The organism is Geobacillus sp. LYN3, from assembly GCF_003064505.1.
GTDB classification, from domain to species: Bacteria; Bacillota; Bacilli; order Bacillales; family Anoxybacillaceae; genus Parageobacillus_B; species Parageobacillus_B toebii.
Genome location: NZ_QCWL01000001.1, coordinates 107852 through 132214, shown reverse-complemented (window position 1 = coordinate 132214; position 24363 = coordinate 107852). Strand labels below are relative to the sequence as shown.

The window sequence follows — 24363 nt, the reverse complement described above, 5'->3', positions numbered from 1 at the left end:
TCTATACGAAGGTATAGACGAAGCTCTTTAGTACACAAGAACCTGCCGACTTTAGTCGTGCAGAGGTTCAGACTTTGGGAAGTTCTTGTATATGTTATCTCCTATATGTCATAATTAAGTCAACAATATTTTTTTGTTATCGGAGGTTTTTACCTATGAGCAGCAGTGAAAAGAAGGTAAATTTCAAATATGTGTTTGCTGATGATTACAATCCTGTATATGTTAATGGGGCACATGGTGGTATATCTCCCCAAGGGGAAATTGTAATTAATTTTTATTTTGAACGTAGACCCCTTCCATATGAGGAAATCTATAAATTTGATGACAAAGGGCAGCCAACGGGTGAAATCGAGGTAAAACCGTCCAATCATAATGAAAACATTATTCGATACGTTTCAACGGGTATTGTCATGAATCTAGAATCGGCTAAAATATTCCATGAATGGCTTCGCGAACATATTATTATGTTAGAGCAAATAAGAAATGAGGGGGCGAAGTCATGATATTAGATATAACTCCCTCTTCATATGGTGGGGTTGGTGAATACTTTAAGATACCTATACAAAAATCTGTTAGTATTAGCAATTTTGTCACAAAAATATATAATTCAGAAGCTGATGTGGTAAATGGATTCAGGGAATTTGGATTATTTAAAGAAAATGCGACACAAATTTATAAATCCTTAAGAATGTTGAATGCAGGTGAATATTCTGTACGAAGAATAACCCCTTTTATCCATGAAAACATGAGAAAAGCGCGAAACATTGAAAAGCTGAAGATTATCAGTGAACTTGATGCGGATTGGAATGGAAACGGTGCTGACCCTTTTTCACCTGAATTAATCGCAAAGGCTGTTGGAGTCATAAATAAAATTATTAAACAACCAAAGATATTTCCAACAGCAAGGGATAGTATTCAGCTGGAGTTTGAAAACGAAAATGGAGATTATTTAGAATTCGAACTTTTTATTGATGGAGTAAAAATATTCATTCTATACGAAGATGGACGGGAAAGTGAGAAATTCATCCCATACAATATAGAGCTGATTAACAAAAAAATTGCTGAGTTTTATGAATCCAAATATTGAACCGAGCGAAAAATTATTTAGAGCCGTATTTCCTAGTATTGTATGGGATGATGAAAACAATCGTCCATCCTCTGCCTTATTTAAGGATAAAAGGGGGGTTTCTGTCGATCGAGATGGCGGGAGAACAGTAGACTCCATTATTTCCACTTTTAAAAACAGATTTGGCGATGATAAACTAAAAGGTGTAGTATATGTCAATGCAGGATTTTGCATGGATATAGGCACTCATTTGGTTTATTGTCCGTCTAGGAATAATAAATATCATTCTGAAATACACGATTCTCAAAGCAAAGTCCTTTTGTCGAGTGCTAAGGCAAGAAAATTGGCATTGAACTGTATAGTGGTTTATCATGTGTAAATACGCCCCGTAATAGATCGGGGCTTTTACTTTTTAACTTGCTTTCCTAATCTATACAATATCCGTAGTCCATTATGTTTCCACTTGCTGGTTAATGTGCAGACACATGAGGAATAGTATGGAACATGTCTATTACCTTATCATGCAGAAAATTTCAACGTTGTACCCTTCACAATCCCCTCCTACCATCCGATATAAAACATAGATAGTGTTCATGCAAAGGAGCGAGCGTTATGACAGTGGAACGGGTATCTTCCCATTCTCCTTCTTATTTCTATGAAAATGTTCGCAATGAAAAGGCAAGTAGTGTGATAGAATCGCAAAAGCAGAACCATGCCAGCACTTCAGAAACTCCGCAGCAAGACCTCCCGAAAGAAAAGCTGGAAGAAGTCGTAAAAGGCTTAAACGAATTCCTGCAGCCGAGCCATACATCCATTAAGTTTGAACTGCATGACGAACTGCAGGAATATTACGTCCAAATTGTCGATGAACGGACACATGAAGTCATTCGCGAAATTCCGCCGAAAAAGCTGTTGGATATGTACGCGGCGATGATGGAATTTGTCGGGTTGATTGTCGATAAAAAAATTTAACGGTGGTGAGTGAATTTGGCAAGCAACATGCGCATTGGCGGTTTGGCGAGCGGCATGGATATCGACCAGATCGTTAAGGACTTAATGAAAGTGGAACGGATGCCGCTTGATAAGTTGAAACAGAAAAAGCAAATTTTAGAGTGGCAGCGCGATGATTATCGTTCGATGAACGCGTTATTGCAAGATCTTGATAACTATATTTTTAACAATTTGACATTGCAAAGCAGCATGTTAAAAAAGAAAGTGACAAGCTCGAACGATAGCGTCGTAAGCGCCACGGCAAGCGCAAGTGCGGCAAATGTCGCCACGAACATCGAAGTGCAGCAAATTGCCACATCAGCAATCTGGCTTTCCGATGAAAACACAAGAGTAGACAAGAATAATTTTAACGTCGAGAAAGATTACATATTAACATTCAACGTCACAAACGGCGATGGAAGTTCAAAACAAGCGACTATAACTATTAAACAAGGAACGACGTTAGACGGTGTCATTTCACAACTAAACAATGACCCGAACTTAGGAATCAGCGCGTTTTATGATGAGCAAACAGGGCGAATTTCCATTATGAAGAAAGATACGGGCGAAAAAGCGAGTATCGTTTTAGAGGATCAAGATACAGCAGACTTTTTTGCGCAAAAACTGGGATTTATCGGTGCTGTGGCAGGTGCGGAGCTAACCGGGAAAACAGATGGAAAAGATGCGGTTTTCACCATTAACGGCCTTCCAACATCCCGTTCGTCGAACACATTTACAATTAACGGAGTAACCTACACATTAAAAAGCACGGGATCAGCAACAATTACCACATCAACTGATACCGACGCAATGTTTAACGTGATTAAAGGGTTCGTCGACAAATACAACGAAGTCATCAGCAAAATCAACGCCGAGCTGAAAGAAGAACGCTATCGCAATTATCCACCGCTTACCGACGAGCAAAAAGAAGCAATGACGGAAAAGCAAATTGAGCTTTGGGAAGAAAAAGCTCGGAGCGGGATGTTGCGCGGCGATTCGATTTTATCGAGTGGTTTAAGTAAGATGCGAATGGACCTTTATACAAAAGTAGAGGGTTCTAATATTACAATCGGGTTTTCCCAGCTTGCGGAAATTGGCATTACTACCTCATCTAACTACCTGGATGGTGGTAAACTCATTATTGATGAAACGAAACTTCGCCAAAAAATTCAAGAAAATCCGAATGCGATTTACCGCTTGTTTAATAATGACAGCACCAACTATTCAGAAAAAGGCATTGTCCGCCGTCTCCGTGATACAATCAAAGACACCATCCGCAAAGTCGAACAAAAAGCCGGGAAAACGCTTTGGACGAATCAGCAGTTCGCGATCGGCCGTGATTTAATCCAAATTGACAGCCAAATCGATCGTTTTGAAGACCGTCTCAAAGAAATCGAGGACCGCTATTGGCGGCAGTTTACGGCGATGGAAAAGGCGATTCAGCGGGCGAACGAGCAAAGCATGTATTTGATGAACGCCTTTTTCGGCGGTTCTCAATAGAACGTAAAGGAGTGGGATGAATGGCAACGAACAATCCATATCAAAACTACCAAACGAACGCGGTGCAGACGGCATCGCCAGGCGAGTTGACATTGATGTTATACAACGGCTGCTTGAAATTTATTAAACTAGCGCGCAAGGCGATCGAAGAAAACAATATCGCAGCGCGAAACGAAAACTTGATCAAGGCGCAAAACATTATTCGTGAGCTGATGGTGACGCTCAATATGGAGTATGAAGTCGCGAAGTCGATGATGACGATGTACGACTACATTTACCGCCGGCTTGTCGAGGCGAACGTGAAAAACGATGCGGCGATTTTAGATGAAGTCGAAGGATATGTGACCGAGTTTCGTGATACGTGGAAGCAAGTGATCCAAATCAACCGGCAGCGCCAGTACGCGCAAGGTGGGCAGGCGTAATGAGCGTTGTCATCGCGTTATTTCACGTGACGAAAGAGCTGCGTGACCTCGTCGCTATGCCGATAACAGCGGAAGCGCGCGACGAGAAGATAGCCGCTATCGAGCGGTTGCTTGCACAAAGGGACGAGCTGTTACGGGAGCTTCGTCCGCCGTATAGCGGGGAAGAACAGCGGCTTGGCAGGCAAATCGTGCAGTGGAATCAAGAGATTGAAGAACATTTGCGGGAGCTGAAGCGGCAAATTCAGCGCGATTTGGCGATGGTCCGCGAGAAAAGGCGGGCCAATACCCATTATACGAACCCGTACGAGCAGTCTTTAGTAATGGACGGAATGTTTTACGATAAAAAGAGATAGGTTGTGATAGATATGACGGTGTTAACACCGATGCAAATCGAAATGGTGCAAAAATACGTGGCGCTTCTCGATACGATCGAGGAAGGGTTTGCGTATGTGGAAGAAAGTTTCGTAAATTATGAGCGGACGCAAGGAGACGAGGTGCTTGCCAATATTTTTATGGCATTGGCGAAGATTAGCGAGACAAATGTACATTTATGTCGGCTGTTTGCCGAGGAGACGGGCATCGTTCATCACTTGCGGCTATTTTCCGATGTGTTGGAAGAAGCGTATAAATTAGATGGAAATTTTGGCGATCCGAACATGAAGCAGTGCATCGTCGTGCAGCATCTTTCCCCCGCGTTTCAAGCGTGGAAGATGATCATCACCCAGCTGTTAAAACGATATGTCGAACAATGAAAACACCGAGTCCCATGGCGTGGGGCTCGGTGTTTTTTATACGGCTTTGACGATTGTCACATTAATTTCTTTGCGCAAATCGATTTCGTACGGGCTTTTAATGATGCGCACGATCGGTCTGAGCGGAAAGTCAGGGAACACTTTCGATACGACGCCGACATATCCGGTGTTTCATCCGATTGTGTAGAGACGATGAAATAAGCAAATTTTTGCATGTTGCCGCATTTTGAATGGTAAAATGGAATTGGTAATAAAATAAAAAATGGGGTTAGGAAAAACGATGTTATTCTCTGAGTAATATTGCCACATTTCCTTCTCGCTTTCACAAAATTTTCAAAAACATTTTGCTGATTCAAGCAGGACCTTTGTTGGGATTTGTAGAATATTAAACACATAGCCTTAATAAAAAGGAGTGATCAGCGATGATCTATAACATTCGCGGGGAAAACATTGAAGTAACTCCAGCATTGCGTGAGTATGTCGAGAAAAAAATTGGAAAATTGGAAAGATACTTTGAAAACACAGAAGATATTCATGTTCACGTTAATTTAAAAGTATATAACGATAAACAAGGAAAAATCGAAGTGACGATCCCAATGCCGCAACTGTTGCTTCGCGCGGAAGAACGCCATGACGACATGTATGCGGCCATTGATTTAGTAGCGGATAAATTAGAAAGACAAATTCGTAAACATAAAACGAAAGTAAATCGTAAATTACGCAATAAAGAAACAAAACAAGTGCTTGTCACGCAAAACAACAATCCTCCGGTAGAGGAGAATGAGGAAGAAGAATTTGAGATTGTCCGCACGAAACATTTCAGCTTAAAACCGATGGACAGCGAAGAAGCGATTTTGCAAATGAATTTGCTTGGCCATAACTTCTTCATCTTTACAAACGCGGAAACAAACCGCACGAACATCGTGTATCGCCGTAAAGATGGAAAATACGGCTTAATTGAAGCAAACTGACCCTCATCCCCTGCCAACGTCCGGCAGGGGATGTTATAATATGGAGGAAGGAGGGGAAAAACGATGGAGGCGCTTTTGCGGCAGATTTTAGTAAAATTGGACAAGATGGAAACGAATGCTGAACAATTTCAAGTAGAAGTTCGCGATCGTTTTGATCAAATTGACAAATGTTTCGCAACGATAGAAGCTCGGTTGGGACGTCTGGAGCAAGGGATGGAAGAGGTTGATGGACACCTTGATCGTATTGAAAATGATATGGTTGATGTGAAAGGGCGGCTCGAACGGGTAGAACGGGAACTATGTGAGGCGAAAGCAGCATTATTTCGTCTAGAAAATCAAGTTGCTGACGATGTGCATGCTCTGTTGAAAAATATAGATAAGAAAGTGGAAGAAAAAGGGTTTGAAATATATGCGATCAACAAACGTCTTTTGCATGTAGAAGGAGCTATTGAACAAATTCAATCCCAAGAATGAAGCTACTCCAGTTCTTCTTTTCCGCATTTTCCTCCCCGGTTCATCTCCGCGTCTTAGTTGTCACCCATTCGTGTACATGATATCATGTAGATTAGTGATTCCATTGAATAAGGAGCGTTTTCTATGCTTGGAGTATTAAAAAAGGTGTTTGACCCAAACAAACGCCAACTAAGCCGTTTAGAAAAGATTGCTGACCAAGTCGATGCGCTTGGCCCAGAGATGGCAAAGCTTTCGGATGAACAGTTGCGTCAAAAGACCGAGGAATTCAAGGCGCGCTATCAACAAGGCGAGTCGCTGGATGACTTGTTAGTGGAGGCTTTTGCCGTTGTGCGCGAAGGTGCAAAGCGCGTCCTTGGATTATATCCATATAAAGTGCAAATTATGGGCGGTATTGTCCTCCATGAGGGAAATATCGCCGAAATGAAAACAGGGGAAGGGAAAACGTTAACGGCAACGATGCCCGTTTATTTAAACGCTTTAACCGGAAAAGGCGTGCATGTCGTGACGGTCAACGAATATTTGGCGACCCGCGACGCAACGGAAATGGGCAAATTGTATGAGTTTTTAGGATTAACCATCGGTTTGAATTTAAGCGGTATGTCGCGGGAGGAAAAACAAGCGGCGTATAATGCCGATATTACGTACGGAACGAACAACGAGTTTGGCTTTGACTATTTGCGCGATAACATGGTGCTTTATAAAGAACATATCGTACAGCGTCCGCTTCATTATGCGATTATTGACGAAGTGGACTCGATTTTAATTGACGAGGCGCGGACGCCGCTCATTATTTCGGGCACCGCGCAAAAATCGACAGCGCTGTATATTCAGGCAAATGCGTTTGTGCGTACATTGAAAAAAGATGTCGATTATACGTATGATGAGAAAACGAAAAGCGTACAGCTCACCGAAGAAGGGATCACGAAAGCGGAAAAAGCGTTTGGAATCGACAACCTATTCGACTTAAAGCATGTAACGCTAAACCATCATATTAACTTGGCGCTAAGAGCGCATGTGACGATGCATCGGGATGTCGATTATGTGGTGGAAGACGGAAAAGTCGTCATCGTCGACCAGTTTACAGGCCGCCTAATGCGCGGACGCCGTTATAGTGACGGATTGCATCAAGCGATCGAAGCAAAAGAAGGATTGGAAATTCAAAATGAATCGATGACGCTTGCGACGATTACGTTCCAAAATTACTTCCGCATGTATGAAAAGCTTGCGGGAATGACGGGAACGGCGAAAACGGAAGAAGAAGAATTCCGAAACATTTATAACATGCAAGTCGTTGTCATCCCGACAAACAAACCGGTCATCCGTGAAGACCGTCCAGATTTAATTTTCCGGACGATGGAAGGAAAATTCCGCGCCGTAGTAGAAGATATCGCACAGCGCCATGCGAAAGGGCAGCCGGTGCTTGTCGGGACGGTGTCGATTGAAACATCGGAACTTCTTTCAAACATGTTGAAAAAACGCGGGATTCCGCATAATGTATTAAATGCGAAAAACCATGCGAAAGAAGCGGAAATTATCGCCCAAGCCGGTCAAAAAGGCGCTGTAACGATCGCGACAAACATGGCCGGACGCGGTACGGATATTAAGCTTGGCGAAGGTGTCAAAGAGCTTGGCGGATTAGCGGTCATTGGCACGGAGCGCCATGAAAGCCGCCGTATTGATAACCAGTTGCGCGGTCGTGCGGGACGCCAAGGCGACCCAGGTGTATCGCAATTTTATCTATCGCTTGAAGATGAGTTGATGCGCCGCTTCGGTTCGGAAAGTTTAATGTCGATGATGGACCGTTTAGGCATGGATGATTCGCAGCCAATTCAAAGCAAAATGGTCACTAAAGCGGTCGAATCGGCGCAAAAACGGGTAGAAGGCAACAACTTTGATGCGCGTAAACAGCTGCTTCAATACGATGATGTGTTGCGTGAGCAGCGTGAAATTATTTATCGCCAGCGCTATGAAGTGCTTGACTCCGACAACTTGCGCGGCATTATCGAAAAAATGATTCAATCGGTCATTGAGCGGGTCGTCAACGCTCATACGCCGAAAGAAGAGCTTCCGGAAGAATGGAATTTAAAAGGAATCATCGATTACGTCAATGCCAACCTGTTGCCGGAAGGCGATGTGACCGTTAACGATTTGCGCGGCAAAGAGCCGGAAGAAATGATTGAGCTCATTTGGGAAAAAGTGAAAGCGCGCTATGATGAAAAAGAACAGCAAATTCCGCCGGAACAAATGCGCGAATTTGAACGCGTCATCGTCCTTCGCGCCGTCGATATGAAGTGGATGGACCATATCGACGCGATGGAGCAGCTGCGTCAAGGAATTCATTTGCGCGCGTACGGACAAATTGATCCGCTTCGCGAATATCAAATGGAAGGATATGCGATGTTTGAAAACATGATCGCTTCCATTGAAGAAGAAGTAGCAAAATATATTATGAAAGCGGAAATCCACAGCAATCTCGAACGCCAGGAAGTGGCAAAAGGCGAAGCGGTTCATCCGAAAGAAGGAGAAGGCGAAGTAAAACGGAAGCCGTATCGCAAGGCCGTTCGCATTGGTCGTAACGACCCTTGCATTTGCGGAAGCGGCAAAAAGTATAAACATTGCTGCGGAAAAAATGCATAACGTTTGCGGCAAAGTGGGGGGATTGCCTCTCACTTTGTTTGCGAACTCCCATTGATTCTTGTTTCGAAAATCCAGTACAATGAGTAACGAGGTGAAGCATCATGATTGATCTGATCGAAATTAAGCAAGAACTTGAAAAAATGGCTAAGCGATTAGCGGAAATAAGGGGGTCTCTTTGACCTCGAAACGAAACAGGCGCGCATTCGTGAATTAGAGGAACAAATGGCCGCGCCAAACTTTTGGGATGATCAAAAAGCAGCGCAAACGGTAATTAATGAAGCAAATGCGCTGAAAGATTTAGTGGGCGAGTTCCAATCACTTGAGGAGCGTTTTGAAAACTTAGAAGTGACGTATGAGTTGATCAAAGAAGAGCCGGATGAAGATTTGCAACAGGAGCTGGTCGCAGAAGCGAAAAAATTAACGAAAGATTTTAGTGAATTCGAACTCCAGCTCTTGTTAAATGAGCCATACGATAAAAACAATGCGATTTTAGAGCTTCATCCTGGCGCGGGCGGCACGGAATCCCAAGACTGGGCTTCGATGCTTTTACGAATGTATACGCGCTGGGCCGAGAAAAAAGGGTTTAAAGTCGAAACACTTGACTACTTGCCTGGCGAAGAAGCGGGAGTTAAAAGCGTCACGCTTCTCATTAAAGGGCATAACGCGTACGGCTATTTGAAAGCAGAAAAAGGCGTGCACCGGCTCGTTCGGATTTCTCCGTTTGATGCGTCTGGCCGCCGCCATACATCATTTGTTTCTTGCGAAGTTATGCCGGAGATGGATGACGATATTGAAATTGAAATTCGTCCGGAAGAGATTAAAGTCGATACGTACCGCTCTAGCGGCGCCGGAGGCCAGCACGTCAACACGACCGATTCTGCTGTGCGCATTACCCATATTCCGACTGGCATTGTCGTCACGTGCCAATCGGAGCGCTCGCAAATTAAAAACCGCGAAAAAGCGATGAACATGTTAAAGGCGAAGCTGTATCAAAAGAAACTTGAAGAGCAGCAGGCCGAGCTTGCCGAAATTCGCGGCGAACAAAAAGAAATCGGCTGGGGGAACCAAATTCGTTCCTATGTCTTCCATCCTTACTCGCTTGTCAAAGACCACCGTACGAACGTCGAAGTTGGAAACGTGCAGGCAGTAATGGATGGCGAAATCGATATCTTTATTGACGCCTACTTGCGTTCCAAACTCAAATAAGACGAAAGGCATCTGCTATCGCTCGTTCGATAGCAGATGCTTTTTTGTGTAGACTAACTTTAATGCGTTACTGCTTTATTTCGCTGTCATTTACTTGTAGAAATGGGCGTGCTATACTCTCATGGGAGGTCTGATGAATGAGAAGAAGAAGTCAACCATTGCATCCAAAAGTGGGGCTAATGATGGAATATGTATACATATTGATTGGTTCGGCGATTGTTGCCGTGGCGTTTAATGTCTTTTTATTGCCAAACCGCGTCGCTTCTGGAGGAGTAAGCGGAATCAGTACGATCGCTTATGCGGTGTTCGGTTGGCAGCCTGCTTATGTGCAATGGGCGCTGAATATTCCTTTATTTATTTCGGGAGTTGTTTTGCTCGGTCGGCAGTTTGGCGTAAAGACACTTGTCGGCACATTGTTTTTGCCGTTTGTTGTCTATTTAACGAAAGATGTCGAGCCAGCCACCCATGATCCGCTGCTTGGTTCGTTATTTGGCGGCATTGGGGTTGGGCTTGGCCTTGGCATTGTGTTTCGCGGCAAAGCATCGACAGGCGGGACCGATTTGGCGGCGCAAATTATTCACAAATATACCGGATTGTCTCTTGGCATGTGTGTGATTCTCATTGACGGGCTAATCGTATTAACCGCTGCGTTCGTCTTTGATATTGAACAAGCGTTGTATGCACTCATTGCTCTTTATGTGACAAGCAAAACGATTGATTTAGTACAAATCGGGCTCGGCTACTCGAAAATGGCGATGATTATTACCAATGAAGAAGAAAAAGTACGTCATGCGATTTTGCATGAAATTGACCGCGGTGTGACAAAGTTGTCAGGGTACGGCGGCTATACGGATCACGAGCGCCCAGTGCTGATGTGTGTGGTGCAGCAAGCGGAGTTCACAAAATTGAAACAATTGGTCAAAAGCATTGATCCATCAGCATTTGTCATTGTTATGAACGCTGCCGAAGTGCTTGGAGAAGGTTTTAAGCGCACATAATTTTTTCAAAATGGGTTATAATAACTCTGAATGTAATTATTAGATTAGGGGGAGTTCATTTATGAAATGGAAACTTGCTGCTGTATTTCTTGGTGCTTCTCTAGCGCTTGCGGCCTGTGGTGGCGGCAACAATGCAACGGATAATAACAATGGCAATAATGGAGGAGGGGATACCGCCGCAGCTGCAGAAGACATTTACAAACAAAGTTGCGCTTCTTGTCATGGGCAAGATTTATCAGGTGGTGCAGGGCCAAACTTACAAAAAGTTGGAAGCAAATATTCGAAAGATGAAATTAAAAACATTATTGAAAAAGGACGCGGCGGCATGCCAGCTGGCATTATAAAAGGAGAAGACGCTGATAAAGTTGCGGAATGGCTTGCGTCCAAAAAATAAACCTTTTCAATCCGGTACCTACAAGGGCCGGATTTTTCTTATGTAATGTATTTGAAATATAAATGTAAAACTCAAGTGTAACAAATAATGTTATAATAAACTTTGCAGAATTTTGTACGATCGATTCGAAATATAGCGAAACAGCTCGAGTGATGACAACAATGAAAATGAGATTAGGTGATTAAGCATGATTGAAATGCAAGATGTATATAAGACATATCCGAATGGCGTAGTAGCGCTAAACGGGGTGAATGTTCGCATCAAACAAGGAGAATTTGTCTATATCGTTGGACCTAGTGGTGCGGGAAAATCAACGCTTGTGAAAATGATGTACCGTGAAGAGAAACCAACAAGCGGCTCCATTATGGTCAATGGTGTAAATCTCGCTAAATTAAAAGACAGCAAAGTTCCATTATTGCGGCGACATATCGGAGTAGTGTTTCAAGACTTCAAATTGCTTCCTAAGCTAACGGTATATGAAAATGTAGCGTTTGCTTTGGAAGTAATTGAAGAATCGCCGAAAGTGATTCGCAAGAAAGTGATGGAAGTACTCGAATTAGTCGGATTAAAACATAAGGTGCGATCCTATCCAGATGAACTTTCCGGAGGAGAGCAGCAACGAGTTTCTATTGCACGCTCGATTGTGAACTCTCCTAAAATTGTGATTGCAGATGAGCCGACAGGGAATTTAGACCCAGAAACATCATGGGGGATTATGGAGTTGTTTGAAAAAATTAATAATCGCGGCACAACGATCGTCATGGCAACACATAACCGTGAAATTGTAAATACGATTAGACGCCGTGTCATCGCAATGGAAAATGGGAAAATCGTCCGTGATGAGGCGAAGGGAGAATACGGTTATGAGGATTAGTACCCTAAAGCGCCACGTGCGGGAAAGCATGAAAAGTCTTGGCAGAAACGGCTGGATGACGTTCGCTTCCATCAGTGCGGTGACTGTTACGTTGCTATTAGTCGGCGTGTTTTTAGTTGTCATGTTTAATATGAACCATTTTGCGAAAAAAATCGAAAATGATGTCGAAATTCGCGTCCATATTGATGTAACGGCGAACAATCAAGATAAACAAACGCTTCGTGCGCAGATTGAAGCGATCCCTCAAGTGAAGGAAATACGTTATTCTTCGAAAGAACAAGAATTGAAAAATTTAATTAAAAGTTTTGGCGAAGAAGGCTCTTCGTTCCGTTTGTTTGAACAAGACAACCCGCTAAGCGATGTGTATGTGGTGAAAACAGAAAAACCGACAGACACGATCAAAGTGGCCAAACAAATTGAAAAGTTCCAGTTTGTCCACAAAGTGAACTACGGTCAAGGCCAAGTAGAAAAATTATTCAGCACGTTGAAAGCGGCGCGAAACATCGGGCTTGTGTTAATCATCGGTCTATTGTTTACCGCGATGTTTTTAATCTCCAATACCATTAAAATTACGATTTTTGCGCGGCGGCGCGAAATTGAGATTATGAGATTAGTAGGAGCGACAAACGGATTTATTCGTTGGCCGTTTTTCTTGGAAGGATTGTGGCTTGGCGTCATCGGTGCGGTTTTTCCAATCGTGTCGATCATGGCCGTTTATTATAACATTTACAAATTTTTAGAGCCGAAAATTACGATTCCATTTGTAGAGCTTCTTCCATTTTATCCGTTTATGTGGCAAATCAGCTTGCTTTTATTGCTTATCGGTGCATGCATCGGCGTTTGGGGAAGCATGATGTCTGTCCGTAAGTTTTTGAAAGTCTGATAGAAAAAGATCATCACCATAAGGGAGAGGGGAATCAATTGATGAAAAGCAGGAAAGTACTGGCGCTTGCCGCAGCTGCGGCGTTAAGTTTTGGTGTTTTCCCGCACTTTGCCAATGCGGTAAGCGACCGGGATATTCAAGAAAAACGGGATGCGATTAACAACATTCGTTCAAAGCAGTCCGCGGTACAAGAGAAAATAAATGATGCTAATCAAGAAATTCAAAAACTGCAATCCAAACAAAAAGAGCTCTCCGAAGAAATTAAAAAACTCGATTTAGCAGTGGAAGAAACGAGTGGAAAAATTCGCAACTTATCCGCTGATATTCAACAAACAGAACAAGATATTGAAACATTGAAGCGTGAAATTGCCGAAGTGCAAGCGCGCATTGAAAAACGAAATGAGATTTTGAAAGAGCGTGTTCGTTCTTTGCAAGAGAGCGGCGGAGTCATCAGTTATCTTGAAGTATTGCTCGGAGCGCAAAGCTTTAGCGATTTTATTGACCGCATGAGCGCTGTCACCACCATTTTTGAGGCGGACAAACAAATTATCCGCGAACAACAAGCGGATAAAGCATTAAAAGAGAAAAAAGAAAAGGAACTTACGGATAAACTAGCTAGTCTTCAATCAAACTTAAAAGAACTAGAGCAGCTGAAACAAAAATTAAGCGAGCAAATGAAGCAAAAGAATCAATTAATGGCACATTTGAAACAAGAAGAACAAGAACACCATGATAAAAAAATGGCGCTTGCGGAAGAACAAGAATTGTTGAGAAAACAAGAAGCAGCGATGAAATATCAGCTTCAGCAGCTAATGGAGAAAAAGCGTGCTGAAGAAGAAGCGAAACGCAGAGCGGCTGCTAGACATACATATTCATCAGGAAATGAAAGTGCGCCTTCCGAAAATGAAAATACGCCGTCCGGAAGTGAAAATAGCAGCGGCGCATCTAGTTCCCGAGATACATCAAACGTTCCACCCGTTACAAGCGGAGCGTTTATGAGACCAGCGAATGGTCCGATTACATCAGGATTCGGTTACCGTTTTGGTGGAAGTGATTTTCATCCAGGAATCGATATTGGTAAAACTGCTGCTGTTGTTCCTGTTGTGGCAGCGGCTGACGGATACGTGTTCCGTTCGTATTATTCGAGCAGTTATGGAAACGTCATTTTCATCACTCATGTGATTAATGGACAAGTATACACAACGGTATATGGCCACCTTGAAGCTCGTCTTGTCGGTGAAGGGCAAACGGTCCGCAAAGGGCAAGTCATCGGCTATATGGGGAACACAGGCCGCTCGACAGGGCCTCACCTTCACTTCGAACTTCATCGCGGAGCGTGGAATCTGGCAAAATCGAATGCGGTAAATCCGCTTAATTATATTAATTAATTTTTAACCGTTACGCCGAGCAGTGAAACATTGCTCGGCTTTTTTGCCTATTCTATTAGAACTATTTTTATAAGTGAGTTATTAATATTTTCGAACGTGCTGCATCGATTTACCGTAACGAACATGGCACAACTTGCGAAACGCAAGTTGTGCATTTTTTTCAAACTTATTTGGTTGAGAAAACAATGGGAAATGTGTAAACTAGTAATGCAAAGAAACAGAATGTAATCATACTATGTACAAGCTAGTCATATGATAAAAATAAAAGGCATCGCACGGCCTACTGTGTGGTGCCTTTCCTGTATGGCATAAGGTGAGGAGGAGACAGTTGTGAATAAAAAAACAACCGCAATACTTATGGCTTTATCGATGCTAGTTGGTGCCGGGGGAACATATGCCGGCATGCAGCTTGCAGCGCCTGACAGCGATCGTGAAATAACACTGGCCGAGCCAGATAAAGCGGCAACGAATGATGACGAGAAAGAACTGAAGAAAGTCGAACAAGCTTATGAGCTGATTAAAAAACGCTATGTTGAAAAAGTTGATGATGATAAACTCATCCAAGGCGCAATTCAAGGAATGATTAGCACGCTGAACGACCCGTATTCTGTCTATATGGATGAAGAAACAAGCGAACAATTTACGGAGTCGCTTGACTCTTCGTTTGAAGGAATCGGTGCCGAGGTAAGCATGATTAACGGAAAAGTCACGATTGTCGCACCGATTAAAAACTCACCGGCAGAAAAAGCGGGATTAAAACCGAATGATCAAATTTTGCGGGTGAATGGCGAGAGTCTAGAAGGGCTTGATTTATATGAAGCCGTGTTGAAAATTCGCGGGGAAAAAGGGACGACGGTACAATTGGATATTCTTCGCCCCGGTGTAAAAGAAGTGATTAAAGTAAAAGTAGTCCGCGACGAAATTCCGATTGAAACGGTTTATGATTCGGTAAAAACGTATAACGGGAAAAAAGTCGGCTATTTAGAAGTAACATCGTTTTCCGAAAATACAGCAAAAGATTTTAAAAAGAAATTAGCAGAATTAGAAAGCAAGCATATCGACGGGTTAATCATTGATGTGCGCGGCAACCCAGGCGGCTATTTGCAAAGTGTGGAAGAAATTTTAAAACAATTCATTCCGAAAGATAAACCATATGTACAAATCGAAGAACGCAATGGCGATAAACAACGTTTTTATTCCGATTTAACGAAGAAAAAACCGTATCCGATCGCCGTGTTAATTGACAAAGGCAGCGCATCCGCTTCGGAAATTTTAGCTGGTGCCATGAAAGAAGCGGGAGGATATAAGCTCGTTGGTGAAACATCGTTCGGAAAAGGAACGGTGCAGCAAGCGATTCCGATGGGGGATGGCAGCAACATTAAATTAACGCTCTATAAATGGCTGACGCCGGATGGCCATTGGATTCATAAAAAAGGTGTTAAGCCGGACGTTGAAGTAAAGCAGCCGGATTACTTCCACGTTAGTCCGCTTCATATCGAAAAAGAGCTTTCCTTTGATATGAACAATGAGCAAGTAAAAAGTGCGCAACAAATGTTAAAGGGACTTGGATTTGACCCTGGCCGCACCGACGGCTACTTCAGCAAAGAAACTGAGTCGGCGGTAAAAGCATTCCAAAAGGCAAATAAACTCCCGCAAACCGGAAAAATCGATAAAAACACAGCCGAAGTATTACAAGCAAAAGTGATGGACGCCATTCGCGACGACAACAATGATGTACAACTAAAAACAGCGATGAAAGTGCTGTTTCATTGAAATGAAACGGGCAACTGCCTTTAAGGGTTGCCCGTTTTTTCAATGATGCACTTTTTCTTTTTTGGAAGATGGCGAGAACGATGGGGAATGCAATGTTTTTTCAATCCTGAACCTCGGCCGTCTTTTTACTTCTTGATAAATTTTTCCGATATATTCTCCGATGAGTCCCATTCCCATTGAAACCGTCTTTCACCCATTTCGTTGGGAAGTATTTCTTTTTCTTGTAGGGATAGCGGGCAGGCTGTCCTTGCTGGATGGCTTGGTGTGCGAGGTTCTGGCGAAGAGGTATTTGTGGCAGACGGATTGAATCGATTGGCTGTGAAGATGGAACTTCCTTTTCGTTTGTTTTTGTAGCTCGCTTTTGGTGATCCAGCATCCATGTTGGAGAAAGTGTTCTTTTGCTAAGCGGAGACATTCATTCCAAACACGGGCGGGTTCCCGATTGCAGGCATACAATCGGTCCAAATCCGCTTTCGATGCCCGGAAGAACACTTTTTGGCCACGAAGCATGAGCATTTCCTTCTTTCTTTGTTTGATGGATGGTTCAATTATAGCGCATATGTTCGTATTTGGGAATCAAAAACCTCCTGATTTATCTTCCTCCTTCACTCCGTTTAGAGGAAGGGAGACTTCTCGGGAAAAATGTTAAAAAACAATAAAGAATAAATGAAGATGTAAAGGAAGTTTTTTAAAAGAAAAACTCCTTCTCTCTTTTTTTAGAAAAGAAAAAAGAGAGAAGGCGGGAGATTATACAAATAGACTCATAATGCGGCTGATGCCACGGCGTTTCGGTTTTTGCTTTGCATTTTCCGTTATAATCGCTTGTTCTCTATTAACGTCTTCTTCTAAGCGGGCAATACGTTGTTCGAGTGAATGAAGCTGGGAGGCTAGTTCTTCAATTTCTCGGCGATGATGCAAAAGCTGAACGGAAACGATATCGTCCGCTTTTTCGTTGAGCTTTTGTTCGATATTTTGGAGGCGGGAGGTAAACTCATTGAGATGTGGTTCGATATAAACGTTGAACAACTCGTCAGCGGAGAATGGATGTTGCGGATTTTCTTGATTGATGCATGGTTCTAGGGCAGCACCTTGTTCAAATTTAATTTGTTCTAGCAAGGCAACCGCTTCGGCATCGAATACGTAGTGTCCCGCTTCATTTTTTTGGCACGGGACATTATATTTCTTTACCCAGCGCTGAATCGTTTTCGGTGATACACCAAGACGCTTCGCGACACTGCTTGTTTTTAATTCCATCTAAATGATTCCTCCTTTTTCATCCTCTTTTATATCATTTTCCATCAAGACGGAAATCCCTTCCTGCTTGACAAAACTAGTGTGGATTCGGCAAAGAAAGTCGTTATGCGAAAGGATTCGCCAATAATAAACAAATAATGTTGAAAAAAATGTGTATGCGATCATAGGATTTATGAAAGTGATTTGGTAGAATAGTAGATAAAGAATCGCGAACATAGCGAGGTGGCGGCGATATGTCGATATGGGTGTTGGAGGCGCTCAAAGGCGTTGGGCGGCTGCTTGTGCAACCGTTGTTTTATTATGGGATCGCACTGGCGCTTGTTATCGGATGGCGGCGGGTGAAGCGGGAAAGAAGCTATTTTTCTATTCGCGTATACAACATGTTTCATGAAAGCAAGCTTTTTTGGCGAAGCGGCCTCGTTGCCGGCGGTATTTTGTCGTTAGCAGCGGTTGCTATCGGCATCGTGCTTCCGCGCGATGCTATTTCAATGATTGCGCTTGTGACGATCGCAATCGGATTAACGATGCAAATGCGGCTGCTTTCCCCGGCGTATACGATGGGGCTTGTGTTTTTTATCGTTAGTATTCTTGCCAATGATAAAGAAACGGCACCAGCTTTAAAGCGTTTTTTCCCGGAACTTAGCGAGACGAATATGGCTGCGCTTGCTATTTTGCTTGCTTTATTGCTTTTTGTGGAAGCATGGCTTATTTTACAAAACGGCGCTATCGAAACATCTCCACAGTTAGCGAAAAGCAAGCGTGGTTTTGTTGTCGGAGAACATTGGTCGCAGCGGCTCTGGTTCGTTCCTGTGCTGCTTCCGGTAACAGGAGAACTTCCGTCTCCATTTTCATGGTGGCCATTATTTCCTGTTGCTGGCGATTCTTATTCACTGATGCTTGTGCCGTTTTTGATCGGATTTTCTGAGCGTGTACAAGGGATGCATCCAAAAGCTTCGATTCGTTTAACTGGAAAAAGAGTGATGTTGCTCGCATGGATTGTCAGCTTGTTTGCTATAGGAGGCTATTGGTATGCGCCGCTTTCGATGATTGCGGCAGCGCTTGCCTTGATTGGAAGGGAGTGGCTTGCTTTCTTCCAGCATCGTCAAGATCGCTTGAAACCTCCGTATTTTTCGAAGCGTGAACAAGGGCTTGTCATTTTAGGGATTCTTCCGAATTCCAAGGCGGAAAAAATGGAGCTAGAAATTGGTGAAGTCATCACAAAAGTGAACGGAATGACAGTAAAAACGGAAACAGAGTTTTATGAAGCGTTGCAACGAAACCGCGCATTTTGTAAATTAGAGGTAGTCAATGAACATGGAGAAGTTCGTTTCGTTCAAGGGGCGTTATATGAAGATGAACATCATGAGCTTGGGCTGCTGTTTGTAAAAGAACGGGAAAAATGGGCGCTAGAAGCCGTCTAAATAAGGAGTTTTTCATATGTGGTTTATAGTTTCGTTAATTGTGCCATGTTTGCTTGTACTGTTATTTACCCGTGTTACGTACAATCATTATATCGGAACATTATTGACCATCGCGCTATTGGTTGCTTCCTATTTCAAAGGATATACAGACGAACTGCATGAAATTCTAGCAGATATCGTATCAACGACAGTTGGGTTTTTGTATGCGAAAAAAATGGTAAAACAGTTGAAAAAATAGTTAAATAGCGGCGGACGGCGAATGCTGTCCGCCATTTTTCATTGGAAGGTACTTTCTATTTTGGAACGAATATAAGTTCGTATTTTTTATGCATCTTTTTTAACAATGTGCTACAATGAAAAATAAGATGAAACGAAACAGGAGGTCGAATCCGTGGGGGACCGTTTTGAGTTAGTGTCGGCGTATAAGCCGCAAGGAGATCAACCAAAAGCGATTGCCAAATTGGTCGAAGGAATTCGAAAAGGAGTAAAGCATCAAACGCTGTTAGGGGCAACAGGAACGGGAAAGACGTTTACGATTTCCAACGTCATTAAAGAGGTGAACAAACCGACGCTTGTGATTGCCCATAATAAAACGTTAGCGGGGCAGTTGTACAGCGAGTTAAAAGAGTTTTTTCCAAACAACGCGGTTGAATATTTTGTCAGCTATTACGATTATTATCAGCCGGAGGCGTATGTGCCGCAGACCGATACGTATATTGAAAAAGATGCAAGCATTAACGATGAAATTGATAAGTTACGGCACTCGGCAACATCAGCGCTATTTGAGCGGCGCGATGTGATTATTGTCGCCAGTGTATCGTGCATTTACGGATTAGGATCACCGGAAGAATATCGCGAACTGGTTGTGTCGTTGCGCGTCGGGATGGAAATCGAGCGCAACGCTTTATTGCGCCGCCTTGTCGATATCCAATATGAACGGAACGACATTGATTTTCAGCGCGGAACGTTCCGTGTTCGCGGAGATGTCGTCGAGATTTTTCCTGCTTCTCGGGACGAGCATTGTATTCGCGTTGAATTTTTTGGCGATGAAATTGACCGCATTCGCGAAGTCGACGCATTGACGGGGGAAATTATCGCAGAACGCGAGCATGTCGCGATTTTCCCGGCATCCCACTTCGTTACGCGTGAAGAAAAAATGCGTTTAGCGATCGAAAATATTGAAAAAGAATTAGAAGAGCGGCTGCGCGAATTGCGGGAACAAGGAAAACTGTTAGAAGCGCAGCGGCTTGAGCAACGGACTCGTTACGATTTAGAGATGATGAGAGAAATGGGCTTTTGCTCAGGGATTGAAAACTACTCCCGGCATTTAGCGTTGCGTCCGCCAGGCTCGACGCCGTACACGCTGCTTGATTATTTTCCAGATGATTTTTTGATTATCATCGATGAGTCACACGTGACATTGCCGCAAATTCGCGGCATGTATAACGGAGACCGGGCGCGCAAGCAAGTGCTTGTCGATCATGGCTTCCGTCTGCCATCTGCCCTCGATAACCGCCCGTTAACGTTTGAGGAGTTTGAACAAAAAATTAACCAAATTATTTATGTTTCCGCGACACCTGGTCCGTACGAGCTGGAACATAGCCCGGAAGTTGTGGAACAAATTATTCGTCCGACAGGGCTGTTGGATCCAACGATTGACGTTCGTCCGATTGAAGGGCAAATCGATGATTTAATCGGAGAAATTCATGAGCGGATCAAGCGGAATGAACGCACTCTCGTTACGACGTTAACGAAGAAAATGGCGGAAGATTTAACGGATTACTTAAAAGAAGTCGGCATTAAAGTTGCGTATTTACATTCCGAAATTAAAACGCTCGAGCGCATTGAAATTATTCGCGATTTGCGCATGGGCAAATACGATGTGCTCGTCGGGATTAACTTGTTGCGGGAAGGATTGGATATTCCGGAAGTATCGCTTGTCGCCATTCTCGATGCGGATAAAGAAGGCTTTTTGCGCTCGGAACGTTCGCTTATTCAAACGATTGGGCGTGCGGCGCGAAACGCCAACGGCCATGTCATTATGTACGCCGATACGATTACAAAATCGATGGAAATTGCCATCAACGAAACGAAACGGCGCCGTGCGATTCAAGAAGCGTATAACAAAAAGCACGGCATCGTTCCGCAGACGGTGAAGAAAGAAATTCGCGATGTCATCCGTGCGACTTACGCGGCGGAAGAGAAAGAAACGTACGATACGAAACCATCTTACGGCAAGATGGCAAAGAAAGAACGAGAAAAGCTTATTGCCGATTTAGAAAAAGAAATGAAAGAAGCAGCAAAAGCGCTTGATTTCGAGCGTGCTGCCCAATTGCGTGATATTATTTTTGAGTTAAAAGCGGAAGGATGATTGGAGTCTATGGCAACCGATAAAATCATCGTAAAAGGCGCAAGAGCTCATAATTTAAAAAATATCGATGTGGAAATTCCCCGCGATAAACTCGTCGTATTGACAGGATTGTCCGGTTCGGGGAAATCGTCGCTTGCGTTCGATACGATTTATGCGGAAGGACAGCGGCGGTACGTCGAATCATTGTCGGCGTACGCCCGCCAGTTTTTAGGGCAAATGGATAAGCCGGATGTCGATGCGATTGAAGGGCTGTCGCCGGCCATTTCGATTGACCAAAAAACAACGAGCCGCAATCCTCGTTCCACTGTCGGAACCGTCACGGAAATTTACGATTATTTGCGGCTTTTGTTTGCCCGCATCGGCCGGCCGGTTTGCCCAGAACATGACATTGAAATTAAGTCACAAACGATCGAACAAATGGTCGATCGGCTTCTTGCTTATCCGGAACGGACAAAAATGCAAATTCTCGCTCCCGTCGTTTCCGGGCGGAAAGGAACGCACGCAAAAACGCTGGAAGATATTCGAAAACAAGGATATGTGCGCGTGCGCGTGGACGGAGAAATGCGGGAACTCACGGAAGATATTGAACTTGAGAAAAATAAAAAACATTCGATTGAGGTCGTCGTGGACCGCATTATTATTAAGGAAGGAATTGCTGCACGTTTGGCAGATTCATTAGAGACGGCCTTGAAGCTTGCGGACGGAAAAGTGCTTATTGATGTCATTGGCGAGGAAGAGCTGTTGTTTAGTGAAAAGCATGCATGTCCGTATTGCGGCTTCTCGATTGGAGAGCTAGAGCCGCGCATGTTTTCATTTAACAGTCCGTACGGCGCCTGCCCGGACTGCGATGGGCTTGGCGCGAAGCTCGAGGTGGATCCGGATTTAGTCATCCCCAATGATGAACTGACGCTGCGCGAGCATGCGATTGCTCCGTGGGAGCCGCAAAGCTCACAATATTATCCGCAGCTGTTAGAAGCGGTGTGCAACCATTACGGCATTGACATGGATGTGCCGGTAAAAGACTTGCCGAAGGAGCAGCTTGATAAAATTTTATACGGAAGCGGCGGCGAGAAAATTTACTTTCGCTACCAGAACGATTTCGGACAAGTTTGCGAGCAGTATATCGTTTTTGAAGGCGTTATTCCGAACGTCGAGCGCCGCTACCGTGAAACAAGCTCTGATTATGTTCGCGAACAAATGGAGAAATATATGGCGCATCAGCCATGCCCGACTTGTAAAGGAAACCGCCTGAAAAAAGAAAGCCTCGCCGTGCTTGTCGGCGGCAAACATATCGGCGAAGTGACGGCATTATCGGTTATGGAGGCGCTTGAGTTTTTCCAAAACTTGCAGTTAAGCGAAAAAGAAAAGAAAATCGCCCATCTCATTTTGCGTGAAATACGTGAGCGGCTCGGCTTTTTAAAGAACGTCGGCCTCGACTATTTAACATTAAACCGTTCTGCTGGGACGCTTTCCGGCGGAGAAGCGCAGCGCATTCGTCTGGCGACGCAAATCGGCTCGCGCTTAACAGGAGTGCTGTATGTTTTGGACGAGCCGTCGATCGGACTTCATCAGCGCGATAATGACCGCTTGATTGCAACGTTAAAAAGCATGCGCGATATCGGCAATACGCTTATTGTTGTTGAACATGATGAAGATACGATGCTTGCCGCGGATTATTTAATTGATATTGGGCCGGGTGCGGGCATTCATGGCGGCGAGGTTGTCGCTGCTGGAACGCCGCAAGAAGTGATGGACAATCCAAACTCACTGACTGGACAATATTTATCAGGGAAAAAATTCATCCCGATCCCAGCCGAGCGCCGCAAGCCGGACGGACGCTGGGTCGAAATTGTTGGCGCGAAGGAAAATAACTTAAAAAACGTGTCTGTCAAAATTCCGCTCGGTACATTTGTCGCAGTCACGGGCGTATCTGGTTCTGGAAAAAGCACGCTCGTCAATGAAATTTTGTATAAGGCGCTTGCGCAAAAACTGCATGGCGCGAAGGCAAAGCCAGGCGAGCATAAAACGATTAAAGGGATTGAGCATTTAGATAAAGTTATTGACATTGACCAATCGCCGATCGGTCGTACGCCGCGTTCCAATCCAGCGACATATACCGGCGTATTTGACGACATTCGCGAAGTGTTCGCGGCGACGAATGAAGCGAAAGTGCGCGGATATAAAAAAGGCCGATTCAGCTTCAACGTGAAAGGCGGACGGTGTGAAGCGTGCCGCGGGGACGGCATTATTAAAATTGAGATGCACTTTTTGCCGGACGTGTACGTTCCATGCGAAGTATGTCATGGTAAACGGTATAACCGTGAGACGCTGGAAGTAACGTACAAAGGAAAAAATATTGCGGAAGTGCTTGATATGACTGTGGAAGACGCACTTGAGTTTTTTGAAAATATCCCGAAAATTAAACGGAAATTACAGACGCTATATGATGTCGGCTTAGGGTATATGAAGCTCGGACAGCCGGCAACGACATTGTCGGGAGGAGAAGCGCAGCGTGTCAAATTAGCATCTGAATTGCATCGCCGCTCAAATGGCCGGACGCTCTATATTTTAGATGAGCCAACGACCGGGCTTCACGTTGATGATATTTCCCGTTTATTGAAAGTGTTGCAGCGCTTAGTTGATAACGGGGATACCGTTCTTGTGATTGAGCATAATCTCGATGTTATTAAAACGGCGGACTACATTATCGATCTCGGGCCAGAAGGCGGCGATCATGGCGGGCAAATTGTTGCGAAAGGAACGCCGGAAGAAGTGGCCGAAGTAGAAAGTTCGTACACCGGACGCTATTTAAAACCGATATTGGAGCGCGACCGCGAACGAATGCGCGCGTTATATGAAACGGCAAGGGCATAAGCCTTTGCCGTTTTGTTTTTCTTTAACATAAATTAGCCATTCATCCCCCACCTCTACAGGTGGGGGATGAATGGCTTCTTTTTTGTTTCTCCCTTCTTTTTTGATTTTCGATAGA

At 44.0% G+C, this 24363-nt stretch carries 24 protein-coding genes and 1 pseudogene; 23 read left to right on the top strand and 2 right to left on the bottom strand.

Translation table 11 applies throughout. The features are described 5' to 3' along the window. Nucleotides 1-155 precede the first annotated feature (155 nt). The 19 genes from DCC82_RS00735 (at nt 156) to DCC82_RS00645 (ending at nt 16328) form a co-directional block, all read left to right on the top strand. Complete coding sequence (locus DCC82_RS00735; protein ID WP_097353847.1) at nt 156-503, top strand: hypothetical protein; 348 nt, start codon at nt 156-158, stop codon at nt 501-503. Continuing rightward, a complete protein-coding gene (locus tag DCC82_RS00730; RefSeq protein WP_097353846.1) occupies nt 500-1087 on the top strand; it encodes a hypothetical protein in 588 nt (195 codons plus the stop codon). Before DCC82_RS00735 ends, DCC82_RS00730 begins: the two co-directional genes overlap by 4 nt. Continuing rightward, a complete protein-coding gene (locus DCC82_RS00725; protein ID WP_061578816.1) occupies nt 1071-1445 on the top strand; it encodes a hypothetical protein in 375 nt (124 codons plus the stop codon). The genes DCC82_RS00730 and DCC82_RS00725 overlap by 17 nt, the downstream gene beginning before the upstream one ends. A gap of 233 nt (nt 1446-1678) precedes the next feature. After that, nucleotides 1679-2038, top strand: coding sequence for a flagellar protein FlaG (flaG, locus tag DCC82_RS00720; protein WP_097353845.1), 360 nt, complete (start codon nt 1679-1681; stop codon nt 2036-2038). Nucleotides 2039-2053: 15 nt separating this feature from the next. Next, nucleotides 2054-3556 (top strand): flagellar hook-associated protein 2, encoded by a 1503-nt coding sequence (locus DCC82_RS00715; RefSeq protein ID WP_108430201.1) that lies wholly within the window; start codon nt 2054-2056, stop codon nt 3554-3556. A gap of 20 nt (nt 3557-3576) precedes the next feature. Further along, nucleotides 3577-3978, top strand: coding sequence for a flagellar export chaperone FliS (gene fliS / locus DCC82_RS00710; protein WP_015865070.1), 402 nt, complete (start codon nt 3577-3579; stop codon nt 3976-3978). Continuing rightward, nucleotides 3978-4331, top strand: a complete 354-nt coding sequence (gene fliT / locus DCC82_RS00705) for a flagellar protein FliT (RefSeq protein WP_015865069.1) — start codon at nt 3978-3980, stop codon at nt 4329-4331. The genes fliS and fliT overlap by 1 nt, the downstream gene beginning before the upstream one ends. Before the next feature lie 12 nt (nt 4332-4343). Beyond that, nucleotides 4344-4730 carry a DUF8042 domain-containing protein gene (locus DCC82_RS00700; protein ID WP_015865068.1) on the top strand — a complete coding sequence of 129 codons (387 nt, stop codon included), beginning with the start codon at nt 4344-4346 and terminating at the stop codon, nt 4728-4730. After that, a complete protein-coding gene (locus DCC82_RS17545) occupies nt 4717-4917 on the top strand; it encodes a hypothetical protein (protein ID WP_187252143.1) in 201 nt (66 codons plus the stop codon). The genes DCC82_RS00700 and DCC82_RS17545 overlap by 14 nt, the downstream gene beginning before the upstream one ends. Nucleotides 4918-5152: 235 nt before the next feature. Then, a complete protein-coding gene (hpf, locus tag DCC82_RS00690; protein WP_015865067.1) occupies nt 5153-5701 on the top strand; it encodes a ribosome hibernation-promoting factor, HPF/YfiA family in 549 nt (182 codons plus the stop codon). A gap of 63 nt (nt 5702-5764) precedes the next feature. Then, a complete protein-coding gene (locus DCC82_RS00685; RefSeq protein ID WP_041269742.1) occupies nt 5765-6175 on the top strand; it encodes a hypothetical protein in 411 nt (136 codons plus the stop codon). Nucleotides 6176-6298: 123 nt separating this feature from the next. Further along, nucleotides 6299-8812 carry a preprotein translocase subunit SecA gene (gene secA / locus DCC82_RS00680; RefSeq protein ID WP_015865065.1) on the top strand — a complete coding sequence of 838 codons (2514 nt, stop codon included), beginning with the start codon at nt 6299-6301 and terminating at the stop codon, nt 8810-8812. A 104-nt stretch (nt 8813-8916) separates the two neighbouring features. Then, nucleotides 8917-10018 (top strand): peptide chain release factor 2 gene (prfB, locus tag DCC82_RS00675; RefSeq protein WP_097354901.1). Its coding sequence is split into 2 segments (ribosomal slippage): nt 8917-8988 and nt 8990-10018, totalling 1101 coding nucleotides; the frame shifts between segments, so codons are not numbered across the junction. A 137-nt stretch (nt 10019-10155) separates the two neighbouring features. Then, the gene (locus tag DCC82_RS00670; RefSeq protein ID WP_062679069.1) at nt 10156-11016 is read left to right on the top strand and encodes a YitT family protein; all 861 of its coding nucleotides are present in this window, start codon (nt 10156-10158) and stop codon (nt 11014-11016) included. 61 nt (nt 11017-11077) lie between these two features. Continuing rightward, nucleotides 11078-11410: a cytochrome c551 gene (gene cccB, locus DCC82_RS00665; RefSeq protein WP_015865062.1), complete on the top strand. Its 333-nt coding sequence runs from the start codon at nt 11078-11080 to the stop codon at nt 11408-11410. Between the two features lie 187 nt (nt 11411-11597). Continuing rightward, entirely contained in the window at nt 11598-12284 is a 687-nt protein-coding gene (gene ftsE, locus DCC82_RS00660) for a cell division ATP-binding protein FtsE (RefSeq protein WP_015865061.1), read from the top strand. Next, on the top strand, nt 12274-13167 hold the full coding sequence (gene ftsX, locus DCC82_RS00655; protein ID WP_015865060.1) for a permease-like cell division protein FtsX: 894 nt from the start codon (nt 12274-12276) through the stop codon (nt 13165-13167). The genes ftsE and ftsX overlap by 11 nt, the downstream gene beginning before the upstream one ends. Before the next feature lie 41 nt (nt 13168-13208). Beyond that, the gene (locus tag DCC82_RS00650) at nt 13209-14555 is read left to right on the top strand and encodes a murein hydrolase activator EnvC family protein (RefSeq protein ID WP_097353842.1); all 1347 of its coding nucleotides are present in this window, start codon (nt 13209-13211) and stop codon (nt 14553-14555) included. Between the two features lie 330 nt (nt 14556-14885). Continuing rightward, the gene (locus tag DCC82_RS00645) at nt 14886-16328 is read left to right on the top strand and encodes a S41 family peptidase (protein WP_097353841.1); all 1443 of its coding nucleotides are present in this window, start codon (nt 14886-14888) and stop codon (nt 16326-16328) included. Between the two features lie 39 nt (nt 16329-16367). Here the strand turns inward: DCC82_RS00645 and DCC82_RS17830 are convergent. Beyond that, nucleotides 16368-16505: pseudogene (locus tag DCC82_RS17830) on the bottom strand (glycosyltransferase); the annotation flags it as partial. A 570-nt stretch (nt 16506-17075) separates the two neighbouring features. Continuing rightward, on the bottom strand, nt 17076-17582 hold the full coding sequence (locus DCC82_RS00630; RefSeq protein ID WP_015865056.1) for a MerR family transcriptional regulator: 507 nt from the start codon (nt 17580-17582) through the stop codon (nt 17076-17078). Between the two features lie 233 nt (nt 17583-17815). On the opposite strand from DCC82_RS00630, the gene DCC82_RS00625 reads away from it, so the two are divergent. The 4 genes from DCC82_RS00625 to uvrA all read left to right on the top strand — a co-directional run bounded on the left by DCC82_RS00625 (nt 17816) and on the right by uvrA (nt 24248). Beyond that, a complete protein-coding gene (locus tag DCC82_RS00625; RefSeq protein WP_015865055.1) occupies nt 17816-19003 on the top strand; it encodes a PDZ domain-containing protein in 1188 nt (395 codons plus the stop codon). Between the two features lie 16 nt (nt 19004-19019). Next, the gene (locus DCC82_RS00620; protein WP_015865054.1) at nt 19020-19241 is read left to right on the top strand and encodes a CsbA family protein; all 222 of its coding nucleotides are present in this window, start codon (nt 19020-19022) and stop codon (nt 19239-19241) included. 153 nt (nt 19242-19394) lie between these two features. Continuing rightward, nucleotides 19395-21374, top strand: coding sequence for an excinuclease ABC subunit UvrB (uvrB, locus tag DCC82_RS00615; protein ID WP_015865053.1), 1980 nt, complete (start codon nt 19395-19397; stop codon nt 21372-21374). Nucleotides 21375-21383: 9 nt separating this feature from the next. Continuing rightward, complete coding sequence (gene uvrA, locus DCC82_RS00610; protein ID WP_097353840.1) at nt 21384-24248, top strand: excinuclease ABC subunit UvrA; 2865 nt, start codon at nt 21384-21386, stop codon at nt 24246-24248. Nucleotides 24249-24363 lie beyond the last annotated feature (115 nt).

Coding starts and splice junctions, on each gene's coding strand:
- DCC82_RS00735 (WP_097353847.1), top strand. CDS start 156: ATGAGCAGCAGTGAAAAGAAGGTAAATTTCAAATATGTGTTTGCTGAT.
- DCC82_RS00730 (WP_097353846.1), top strand. CDS start 500: ATGATATTAGATATAACTCCCTCTTCATATGGTGGGGTTGGTGAATAC.
- DCC82_RS00725 (WP_061578816.1), top strand. CDS start 1,071: ATGAATCCAAATATTGAACCGAGCGAAAAATTATTTAGAGCCGTATTT.
- flaG (WP_097353845.1), top strand. CDS start 1,679: ATGACAGTGGAACGGGTATCTTCCCATTCTCCTTCTTATTTCTATGAA.
- fliS (WP_015865070.1), top strand. CDS start 3,577: ATGGCAACGAACAATCCATATCAAAACTACCAAACGAACGCGGTGCAG.
- fliT (WP_015865069.1), top strand. CDS start 3,978: ATGAGCGTTGTCATCGCGTTATTTCACGTGACGAAAGAGCTGCGTGAC.
- DCC82_RS00700 (WP_015865068.1), top strand. CDS start 4,344: ATGACGGTGTTAACACCGATGCAAATCGAAATGGTGCAAAAATACGTG.
- DCC82_RS17545 (WP_187252143.1), top strand. CDS start 4,717: ATGTCGAACAATGAAAACACCGAGTCCCATGGCGTGGGGCTCGGTGTT.
- hpf (WP_015865067.1), top strand. CDS start 5,153: ATGATCTATAACATTCGCGGGGAAAACATTGAAGTAACTCCAGCATTG.
- DCC82_RS00685 (WP_041269742.1), top strand. CDS start 5,765: ATGGAGGCGCTTTTGCGGCAGATTTTAGTAAAATTGGACAAGATGGAA.
- secA (WP_015865065.1), top strand. CDS start 6,299: ATGCTTGGAGTATTAAAAAAGGTGTTTGACCCAAACAAACGCCAACTA.
- DCC82_RS00670 (WP_062679069.1), top strand. CDS start 10,156: ATGAGAAGAAGAAGTCAACCATTGCATCCAAAAGTGGGGCTAATGATG.
- cccB (WP_015865062.1), top strand. CDS start 11,078: ATGAAATGGAAACTTGCTGCTGTATTTCTTGGTGCTTCTCTAGCGCTT.
- ftsE (WP_015865061.1), top strand. CDS start 11,598: ATGATTGAAATGCAAGATGTATATAAGACATATCCGAATGGCGTAGTA.
- ftsX (WP_015865060.1), top strand. CDS start 12,274: ATGAGGATTAGTACCCTAAAGCGCCACGTGCGGGAAAGCATGAAAAGT.
- DCC82_RS00650 (WP_097353842.1), top strand. CDS start 13,209: ATGAAAAGCAGGAAAGTACTGGCGCTTGCCGCAGCTGCGGCGTTAAGT.
- DCC82_RS00630 (WP_015865056.1), bottom strand. CDS start 17,582: ATGGAATTAAAAACAAGCAGTGTCGCGAAGCGTCTTGGTGTATCACCG.
- DCC82_RS00625 (WP_015865055.1), top strand. CDS start 17,816: ATGTCGATATGGGTGTTGGAGGCGCTCAAAGGCGTTGGGCGGCTGCTT.
- DCC82_RS00620 (WP_015865054.1), top strand. CDS start 19,020: ATGTGGTTTATAGTTTCGTTAATTGTGCCATGTTTGCTTGTACTGTTA.
- uvrA (WP_097353840.1), top strand. CDS start 21,384: ATGGCAACCGATAAAATCATCGTAAAAGGCGCAAGAGCTCATAATTTA.